Here is a 10,474-nt window from a genome sequence, read left to right as displayed (position 1 = left end):
AATGACGATTACCCTCGGCCCCCGGCAGCGGCCGGAACCCGATGTCCTGGTCGCCGATGCCGCCGCGGACACCGGGCTGGACCAGACGACCTACGAACCCGCGAATGTCCTCCTGGTGATCGAGGTGGTCTCCCCCGACTCCATCGAACGGGACCGCAAGCGCAAACCACAGCTCTACGCCGAAGCCGGTATCCCGCATTTCTGGCGCGTGGAGAATGTCGACGGCCGGGCTGTCGTCTATGTCTATGAACTCGACCCGGCCACCACGACATACGGGCTGACCGGGATACATCACGACAAACTCCAGGTCACGGTCCCATTCGATATCGGCCTCGACCTGACCCGGGCAACCGAGCCCTGATCCACTGCGCATCCGGGGCGAAGCCCCGCGCGCGGTGATCGGTACCGCATGGCTGCGTGGCCACCACCGGCCCGAAGCCGGAGCCGGAGGTCTCCCCCACTCGCGGCACGAGTATCGGGCGGCGACTGTGGTTGTCTGTCGGGCGTGCTGTCGAAATTCTTCCGGGTGTGCGTGGACTCGATCCCGTGGATCGCCACCGCTGCCGGAGCTGCCGGGGTGATCCTGCATTTCAGCCGGTGGTCGGCCCGCTTGCCTGTGTTGGCGGCATCGGTCGCGCCGTACCTGATGTGCTGCACGGTCGTCGGGGTGGTGGCGTTTCTGGGGTTGCGGCGCTGGAGTGGTGCCGGAGTCGCGCTCGTCGTCGTGGCAGCGGCGGTGTGGACCCAGGCTCCGCTGTACTACGGTCGCGGCGGTGACGAGGACGGGCGGCTGGTCCGGGTGATGCAGGCCAATCTGCTCTTCGACGGCGCGGATCCGCAGGCCTTGGTCGATCAGGTGCGGGAGCGCGATATCGAATTGCTCACCGTCAACGAACTCACCCGGGCAGCAATCGAGTCGCTCGGCGCGGCGGGACTCGACCGATTGCTGCCCTATCGGTTTCTCTCACCCGGCCGGACCGCGGCCGGGACCGGTATCTGGAGCCGCTACCCGTTGTCGGAGACCGTCGAATACGACGGGTACGTGCTGAACCAGCTCTCGGCGACCGCCGCTGTCCCGGAGGCCGGGCCGGTTTCGGTGTTCGCCTTCCATCCGGTTCCCCCGGTATACGGCACCGATGTATGGGCGGACGAATTGTCCCGGCTGGACACGATTCTGCAGAATTCTCCCGCCGGCCGTCCCGCGATCGTCGGCGGCGATTTCAACGCGACCTACGATCACGCGCAATTCCGGGCCATGCTGTCCGGGCGTTTCGGCGATGCCGCCGTCCAGGCGGCCGCCGGCCATCTGGTCACCTACCCCACCGACAAACGGTGGCCACCCCTCGTCGGGATCGACCACATTCTCATCGCGGGGGGTCACGCGGTCACGGTCGAAACGCTGGATCTACCCGGCGCGGACCACCGCGCCCTGACCGCATCGGTCCGCTTGTCTCGCGTGTCGCATTGAGCTCCCCGGGCGAACAGCCGCGCGGGCCTGTGGTGGACCCGGAGACGACCTCGACGGCCGGCCGCACCTGTTCGGCAGGGATCCCCGGGGCACCCCCGGAAATATTTCGGCCCGCCCGAGCAGGCGGCGCGGTATGCCCGCCTGCTCGGTATCGCGTACTGGACTCAGCCGACTCGGCCGAGCACCTTGCGGGTGGGTCAGTCCTCCTGGCCGGACGTGAGGCCGAGCCGGGCCAGCAGATGCGGGGCGATGACAGTGAAGGCTTCGGCGGTCGTCATCTCCTCGTGCGTTGCCGGAACCGCGTATTCGGCGACCTCACCCGAGACGTACGGCCGCCAGTCATCGGCCCGGGGGCCTTCCTGCTGTGCACCGGGGGTGGGCACGTCGGCGCGGAAGAAGTCGACGACGCCCCGGTAGACGCGCGGGTCGTAGCCGGTGACGAATTCCGCGGAACGCGCCACCGTGCGGTACACCGTGCCCAGCCGCTCCGCCGGGAGCCGCAGCAGCTCCGGTGGTATCAGCTCGTGCAGCCGGGCCAGTTCCGCGTCGCCGAGTTCGCCGACGCCGCGGTCCGATTCCTCGGTGCGGATCCCCTGTTCCAGAAGTGCGGCCCGGAGCACGGATTCGAAGACGCCGGGATCGGCGTTGGGGTGGCTGTCCAGCATTGCCAGCAGTTCGACGTGCTCGCCGGCCGCTTGTAGTTCGGTGGCGATGGCATGGGCCAGCACACCACCGAGCGACCAGCCGAGCAGGCGGTACGGGCCGTTCGGCTGAATCCGCCGGATCTCGGACAGGTACCGTGCAGCGATCTCGGTGAGCGAACCCGGTGCGTAATCCGGTTCGGACCAGGCCGGTGACTGGATACCGTAGATCGGCTGGTCTCCGGGGAGCAGCCGGGCGAGACCGGTAAAACTCCAGGCGAGTCCGTCGCGCGCGTGAATGGCGAAAATCGGGGTCGCGGTACCGGTTTCCCGGATGGGCAAGACCACCCGCAATGCGGCCTCCGACAGTTCCGCGGTATCGCCGGCTTGCGTGATGTGAGCGGCGAGGCCGGTCACGGTGGCGTCGGTGAAGAACCACTGCACACTGATCTTCGTGCCGATCGCCGCGTTCAGCCGCGCGACCGCCTGGGTGGCGCTGATCGAATTACCGCCGAGTGCGAAGAAATCGTCATCCGCGCCGATCCGTTCGACACCGAGGACCTCGGCGAACACTGTGGCCACGATCTCCTCGGTCGGGGTGGACGGCGCACGGAAGGCCCGAGCCTCGAACCGGGGTTCGGGCAGCGCTCTACGATCCAGTTTTCCGGCCGGGGTCAGCGGGATCTCGTCCAGCACCATGATCGACGCGGGAACCATATATCCCGGCAGCCGCTCCTCCACGTACGCAGTCAATGCCGGAATATCGACCGAACCGCCGGAAGTGGGAACCACGTACGACACCAGCGACACCGGGCCGTCGGCATTCCTGTGGCCGACCGTGACAGCGAAATCAACGGTGGCGTACGAGGTGAGGACGGCATCGATCTCACCGAGCTCGATGCGAAGGCCACGAACCTTGACCTGGAAATCATTACGGCCCAGATATTCCAAGGACAGGTCCCCGGAATCCGCACGCCGCCAGCGCACCACGTCGCCCGTCCGATACAACCGGTCTCCCGATTCACCGTGCGGATCGGCGACGAATCGGCTCGCGGTCAGGTCGGGGCGGTCGTGGTAGCCGCGGGCCAGCTGGATTCCACCGAGATACAGCTCGCCGGTCATCCCTTCCGGTACCGGATGCAGGCGATTGTCCAGGACCAGTGTCCGCATCCCCGGGATCGGTCCACCGATGGTCACCGGCTCGTCGCGGCGCAGTTCGGCGTAGGTGGCCCAGATCGTGGTCTCGGTCGGACCGTACAAATTGACCACGGTCCGTTCGCCGGACCAGCGATCCAGCACCTCGGGACCCACCGCTTCGCCGGCCACTGCCAGCACTCGCAGGTCGGTTGCCCGGGCCGGATCGAGCGTGGCCAGAACAGACGGCGTGATCACCATATGGGTGACGGCCTCGGCATCGAGCAGATCCGCCAGACCTCCGCCACCGAAAACGTCGGGCGGGGAAACCACCAGTGTCGCACCGGCACCGAACGCCGCGAGCATCTCGAACACCGAGGCGTCGAAGCTCTGCGAGGCCACCTGAAGCACCCGGGCATGCGAATCCAGTCGAAGCACGTCACGTTGCGCCGCAACCATATTCGCGATGCCGGCATGCGATACCACCACGCCTTTGGGCATACCCGTGGAACCCGAGGTGTAGATGACATAGGCAGTATCGGCCGGAAGCAGTGGCCGGACCCGGTCCGCGTCCGATACCGGATCCGCGGAATACCGGTTCAGCTCCAGCTCTCCGAGCACCAGCCAATCCACCGAATCCGGCAGATCCGCTCGCACCGCGGCCACGGTCACACCGATACGCGCACCGGAGTCGGTCAGCATATGAGCGATACGATCCGCCGGATAGGTGGGATCCACCGGCACGAAGGCAGCACCGGACTTGGCCACCGCCCACTCCGCCGACACCGCATTCGCCGACCGCGGCACCGCGACCGCGACCCGATCCTCGGCACCCACACCGCGCTCGATCAGTACCCGCGCCAACCGGCTCGACCACGCATCCGCCTCGGCATACGAAAGCGATACACCCTCGTACACCACGGCGGGCCCGGCGGGATTCGCCGCGACCGCATCGGCCAGCAGCTCCGGCAGTGTCCGCGCCGGCACCGCGGGTCCGCCGGTCCGCGAGAGGATTTCGGCCCGCTCATCGGCACCCAGGAACGGGATGTCACCGACCTCCAGCTCCGGCGCATCGATCAAACTGTCGATCACCCGCAGGAACCGGGCAGCCAGCATGTCGATCGCAGCGGCGTCGAACCTGCTGGTCAGGTACCGCAGTTGAATCCCGATCGTCTCCGTGGCCGTCACCACGATGCCCAGTGGGTAGTGACTGTTGTCGAGGACTCCGACGCCGGCAACGGACATACCGTCGATGTCACCGGCGGCGGCGACCTCGGCGACATCGGTCGGATACGACTCGAAGACGAACAGGCTGTCGAACTCCACCGGAATACCCGCGGCCTGCTGGATATCGGTCAGGCCGAGATAATGGTGTTCCAGCAGTGCGGCTTGCGCGCGCTGCAATTCGGTGAGCAGTTCGCTGGTGCTCGCATGGTTGTCGATCCGCACCCGCACCGGCAGGGTATTGATGAACAGCCCCACCATGGATTCGATACCGGGCAGTTCGGCCGGGCGGCCGGACACCGTGGTACCGAACACCACATCGTCCCGGCCGGTCAACCGGCCGAGCAGGATCCCCCAGGCCGCCTGCAATGTGGTGTTCACCGTGATACCCAGGGCGGCTGCCCGTTCGGTCAGTTGCCGGGTGCGATCGCGATCGATCTCCACGACGTGCTTGTCGATCTCGTAGGTCTCCTCGGCGACCGACTGCGGGGCCAGCAGGGTCGGCTCGGTGAACCCGGCCAGTTCATCGCGCCACACCTGTTCGGACAGGGCGCGGTCACGGTCGGCCAGCCAGGACAGGAAGTTCCGGTACGAGGCCACCCGGGGTAGTGCGGAGGTATCGCCGCGCACCGCGTACAGCACCAGCAGCTCCCGCATGAGCAGCGGCATGGACCAGCCGTCGAGCAGGATGTGGTGAGTGGTGATCGCCAGCTGCCACTGGTCCTCGGCCAGCCGGACGAGGTGGAACCGGATCAGCGGCGGGGCCGACATATCGAAATGATCGGCCTGGTCCGCGGCCAGCAACCGTTCCACTGCACCGGCCCGTTCCGGCTCGGGCAGATCACGCAGGTCGATATCGCGCCACGGCACCCGCACCGAGTCGAGTACGACCTGGACCCATCGGCCGGCGGAATCGGCGACGAACGCGGTCCGCAGATTCGGGTACCGGCCGATCATGGCCTCGGCGGCGCGGCGCAGGCGAGCCGCGTCCACGACGCCGGACAGGGCGATCGACGTCTGCATGGTGTAGACGTCGTGCCCGTCCTGCACGAACTGGGCGTGGAACAGCAGACCGGCCTGCAGCGGCGACAGCGGCCACACTTCCGAAAGCGCCGGGTAGTTGTCCTCCCACCGTTCGATATCGCCCTGGGAAACCCGGACCAGCGACATATCGGACGGGGTGAAACCACCCGCGTCCGGCCGGCGGACATGGTCGGCGAGCGCGGTGAGCGCGGCCACCCACAGATCGGCGAATTCCCGCGCGCGCGCCTCGGTGAGCAGTCCGCTCGGGTAGGCGAAAGACGCGCTCAATACCGGACCGTCGGCACCGGAGTTGACAATGGCGTTGATATCGAGCACGGCGTTGGCCGGCATATCGCGGTCCGCGTCGGCGGCGACCGGGCCCAGATCGGCGGTCGGCAGCCAGCCGAGTTCGGCCATCTCGACGGGGATCTCACCGGCGGAGACACGGCCCAGATAGTTGAAGCTGACCTGTCCCGGCACCCGTTCCGGCAAGGCGTCGCCGGTTTCGGGGTTCAGGTAGCGCAGCATTCCATATCCGAGACCCTTGTCCGGAACCGCGAACAGTTGTTCCTTCACCGATTTCACCAGCGCGCCCATGGCCGGGCCGCCGGCGAACGCTTCGTCGGGGTCGATACCCGGCAACTCGAGCCGCACCGGATGCACAGCCGTGAACCACCCGACGGTGCGGGACAGATCGGCGCCGGGCACCACGGTCTCTTCCCGGCCGTGACCTTCCAGTTTGACCAGTACCGCCGCCGACGGATCGTCACCGCGCAGCCGTGTCAGGGCCAGCGCGAGCGCGGCCAGCAGGGCGTCGTTGGGACCGCCGTGGTAGCGGGCACCGACGGTGGTCAGCACCGCCTCGGTGACCTCGGTGGGCAGCGATACCTCGAACCGTTCCACGGTCGCGTTGGTGTCGATCGCCGGATCGAACGCCCGGGTGCCGAGCAGCGGATCGGGGGTGGCGGCGGTCTTCTGCCAATACGACAGTTCGGCAAGGCGTTCCGGCTCGCGGGCGGCCTCGGCCAACCCGTGCGCCCAGCGGCGCAGTGAGGTACCGACCGGCGGCAGGCTCACCGCTTGCCCGGCCGCGACCTGCGACCAGGCCAGCGCCAGATCGGGGATGACCATGCGCCACGACACACCGTCGATCACGAAATGATGCGCCACGAACAGCAGTACATCGCGCCGTTCACCGCGGAAGGCGAACCAGACGAACTGCGCCATCACCGCCCGGTCGGGGTCCAGGCGCCCCAGCGCGGCATCGAATTCGGCGGACGCGAGGCGGGTGAGTTCGGCTTCGCCGATCTCGTCGTCGAGGTCCACCCGGTGCACCAAAGCGTCGATATCGATCGCGCCGGGCGCCAGCACCTCGAATTCCGGGGCACCCGCCGCCGGCCGCGACAGCCGGGAGCGCAGCACGTCGTGGTGATCGAATACCGCGGACAGGGTCGCGACCAGGGTCTCGCGATCCATATCGACCGGTAGGCGCAGCATCATCGGCTGGGTGAACCGCTGGTACGGCGCACCGTCGTGCAGGATCTGGGCCATGACCGGCAGCACCGGCATGGTGCCGACCCCGCCGCCGGGCAGTTCCGCCAGCCGCTGTCCGGCCGCGTCTCCGACTGTGGCGACCTCGGCCAGCCCGGCCACGGTCCGCCGCTCGAATACATCGCGCGGGCTGAAGACCACACCGCGGGCTTTGGCCCGGGAGACCAGCTGGATCGACAGAATACTGTCGCCGCCGAGAGCGAAGAACGAATCGTCGACACCGACCCGCTCGACACCGAGCACATCGGCGAATACCTCGGCGATCACCGTTTCGGCCTCGCCCACCGGGGCACGGTAGGACTGGGCCTCCAGCACCGGTTCCGGTAGCGCCTTACGGTCCAGTTTGCCCACCGGCGTGAGCGGGATCTCGTCCAGGACCACGATCGCCGACGGCACCATATGCGCGGGCAATCCCGCGGAGACGAACTCGGTCACCGCACCGGTGTCCACGCTGCGGCCCCGGACCGGGAGCACATACGACACCAGAATCGTCGCGCCCGCGGCGGTTTCCCGGCCGAGGGTCACCGCGTATTCGATATCGGGATGGGCGGCCAACGCGGTATCGATCTCGCCCAGTTCGACTCGGAAACCGCGGATCTTCACCTGGAAGTCGGACCGGCCGACATAGTCCAGTTCCCAGTGCACCGTGGGCAAGGCCTCATTACCCGCCCGCTCGCCGGGCGCCGCGTACCACCGCACCACATCGCCGGTGCGGTACATGCGCGAACCCTCGAAGCTGAACGGGTTGGCCACGAAACGGTCGGCGGTCAGGCCGGGCCGGTTGTGGTAGCCGCGCGCCAGCGCACCACCGGACAGATACAGCTCGCCCGCGACACCCGGCGGTACCGGATTCAACCTGGAGTCCAGGACCAGGGCCGATATCCCGTGCACCGGGTCGCCGATGGTGACATGTTCGCCGGGGAAGAGCCGGGCGTACGAAGAAATGATCGTGGTCTCGGTGGGACCGTAGCCGTTGAAATACTTGTGCCCCGGCTCCCATTTGGCCAGCAGTTCCGGGGTGGTCACATCACCGCCGACGGATACGACCTCCAGCGCATCCAGATCCGCCGGGTCCATGGTGCCGAGCACCGCAGGGGTGATGACCATATGGGTCACTTCTTCGGTCCGCAGCAGGTCGGCCAGGTCGGGTCCACCGATGATCTCACCGGGCACCACCACCAGGGTCGCGCCGACATAACCCGTGCACACCCATTCCAGTACCGACGGATCGAAACTCGGTGAACAGATGTGCAGGAACCGGTGCCGCGATTCGAGCTGGTAGAGATCGGCGGCCACATCGGCGAGACCGCCGATACCCGCATGCGTCACGACGACGCCCTTCGGGAGGCCGGTGGAGCCGGAGGTGTAGATGACATAGGCCGGATGCCACATCATCAGCGGCGCGGTCCGCTCGGCATCGGTGACCCGGCCGTCCCGCTTCGCCGCGATCTCGGCCCGGAAGCCCGGATCGTCCAACCGCAGCCAGGTCGAATCGCCCGGCAGGCGGTCGACGAACTCACTGCTCGTCAATCCCAGTACGGCACCGGAGTCGGCGAGCATATGCCGCATCCGGTCCGCCGGGTAGTTCGGATCCACCGGCAGATGCGCGCCACCGGCCTTGGTCACCGCCCAGAACGCCAGCACGATCTCATACGAACGCGGGAAGGCCAGGGCTACAACACTTTCCGGGCCGACACCGCGATCGATCAATACGCGGGCCAGACGTGAGGATTCCGCATCCAGCTCCCGATAGGTCACCGACCGGCCGCGGTACCGGACCGCCACACCGTCGGGGTTCATCCGGGCACCGTGGTGGAGGATCTCCGGCAGCAGCCCGGTCGCCATCACCTCGTCACCGTGGATATGGGTGAGCAGGCGGTACTCGGAATCGTCGATGATCGGCAGATCACCGATCGGCGCATCGGGAGTCCGGACGAGTGCGTCCAGCAAGTGGACGAAGCGGCGGGCGAAAACCCCGACGGTGGCCTCGTCGAAGAGATCCCGGGCGTAGGTGAATTCCGCCGCCATCCCCGCTTCGGTCTCGACGATCCGCAGTGATAGATCGAATTTCGCGGTGTCGACATCGAACTCGACACCGGCGATCCGCAACCCGGGCAGTTCGAACCCGGCGGCCGGCAGATTGTCGAACGACAGCGCGACCTGGAACAGCGGGTGCCGGGCCGTGGAACGCTCGACCTCGACGAGTTCCACCAGGCGCTCGAACGGCACATCGGCATGCGCGAACGCCTGGAGGTCGGCGTTCTTCGTCGCCGTCAGGAATTCCCCGAAACTCAGGTCACCCCGTACATGCGACCGCAGCACCAGAGTGTTGACGAACATACCGACCACATCGTCGAGTTCCGCCTCACCACGCCCCGCGATCGGAGTGCCGACGGCCACATCGTCGGTGCCCGACAACCGGGCCAGCAGAAGCGCCAGCGCCGCGTGCACGACCATGAACACCGTGGCGTTGTGTTCGGCGGCCAGCCGGGTCACGCCCCGGTGCAGCCGGGTATCGATCTGGAAGGGCACGGTTCCACCGGCGAACGACTGCACGTTGGGCCGCGGGCGGTCGCCGGGCAGATTCAGCTCGTCCGGCAACCCGGCCAGCGCCCGGCGCCAATATTCTGCCTGCGCGCTGACCAGGCTTTCCGGATCGTCCTCGGAGCCGAGAACTTCCCGTTGCCAGATGCTGTAGTCGGCGTACTGAACCGGCAACGGCGCCCATTCGGGTACCCCGCCGGCGGAGCGGGCGGCGTAGGCGGTCATCACATCGCGGGTCAGCGGACCCATCGACCAGCCGTCGGAGCTGATGTGGTGCACCACGAAAACCAGGACGTACTCGTCGCGGGCCGGATGGAACAGCCTCGCCCGCAACGGGATCTCGGTGGTCACATCGAAACCGGCCGCGATCACATCGGTGATCCGAGCGCGCAGATCCTCGGCCGCCACCGGAATCGGTGTGAGGTCCGGCACCGCCTGCGCGACCGGCAGCACCATCTGGTAGGGCCGTCCGTCATGGGACGGGTAGACGGTGCGCAGGGTTTCGTGCCGCGAGACCACATCGGTGACGGCCGTGCGCAACGCCGCCACGTCGAGAGTGCCGGTCAGACGGACCGCCACGGGAATGTTGTAGGCCGCCGAGCCGGGTTCGAACTGGTTGAGGAACCACATCCGCTGCTGCGCCAGCGACAGCGGTACCCGCTCCGGGCGCGGGCGCGGGGCGAGTACCGGCAGACCGGCCCGGCCGGTGGCGGTCTCGGCGGCAGCCGCCAAGGCAGCGACCGTGGATGCTTCGAACAGCATCCGCACCGGGACCTGCGCATCCAATGCTTTTCCGACCCGGGCCGCGACCTGGGTCGCGATCAGCGAGTTACCACCGAGAGCGAAGAAATCATCATCCGCGCCGATACGGTCGACACCGAGAACATCG

General features: G+C 67.5%; 3 protein-coding genes. 2 read left to right on the top strand and 1 reads right to left on the bottom strand.

Annotated elements, in window-relative coordinates; genetic code table 11:
* Together QH195_RS26945 and QH195_RS26940 are read left to right on the top strand one after the other, a co-directional pair.
* Positions 1-361, top strand: a 361-nt coding sequence (locus QH195_RS26945; RefSeq protein ID WP_280437467.1) for a Uma2 family endonuclease, incomplete at its 5' end; no start/stop codon positions are given.
* A 144-nt stretch (positions 362-505) separates the two neighbouring features.
* Positions 506-1,468 (top strand): endonuclease/exonuclease/phosphatase family protein, encoded by a 963-nt coding sequence (locus QH195_RS26940; protein ID WP_280437466.1) that lies wholly within the window; start codon positions 506-508, stop codon positions 1,466-1,468.
* Between the two features lie 197 nt (positions 1,469-1,665).
* Here the strand turns inward: QH195_RS26940 and QH195_RS26935 are convergent.
* Positions 1,666-10,474: non-ribosomal peptide synthetase (locus QH195_RS26935; RefSeq protein WP_280437465.1), on the bottom strand; the 8,809-nt coding region annotated here is incomplete at its 5' end.

Source organism: Nocardia carnea (genome assembly GCF_029868855.1).
GTDB classification, from domain to species: Bacteria; Actinomycetota; Actinomycetes; order Mycobacteriales; family Mycobacteriaceae; genus Nocardia; species Nocardia carnea_A.
This window is presented reverse-complemented; position numbering and strand designations above follow the sequence as displayed.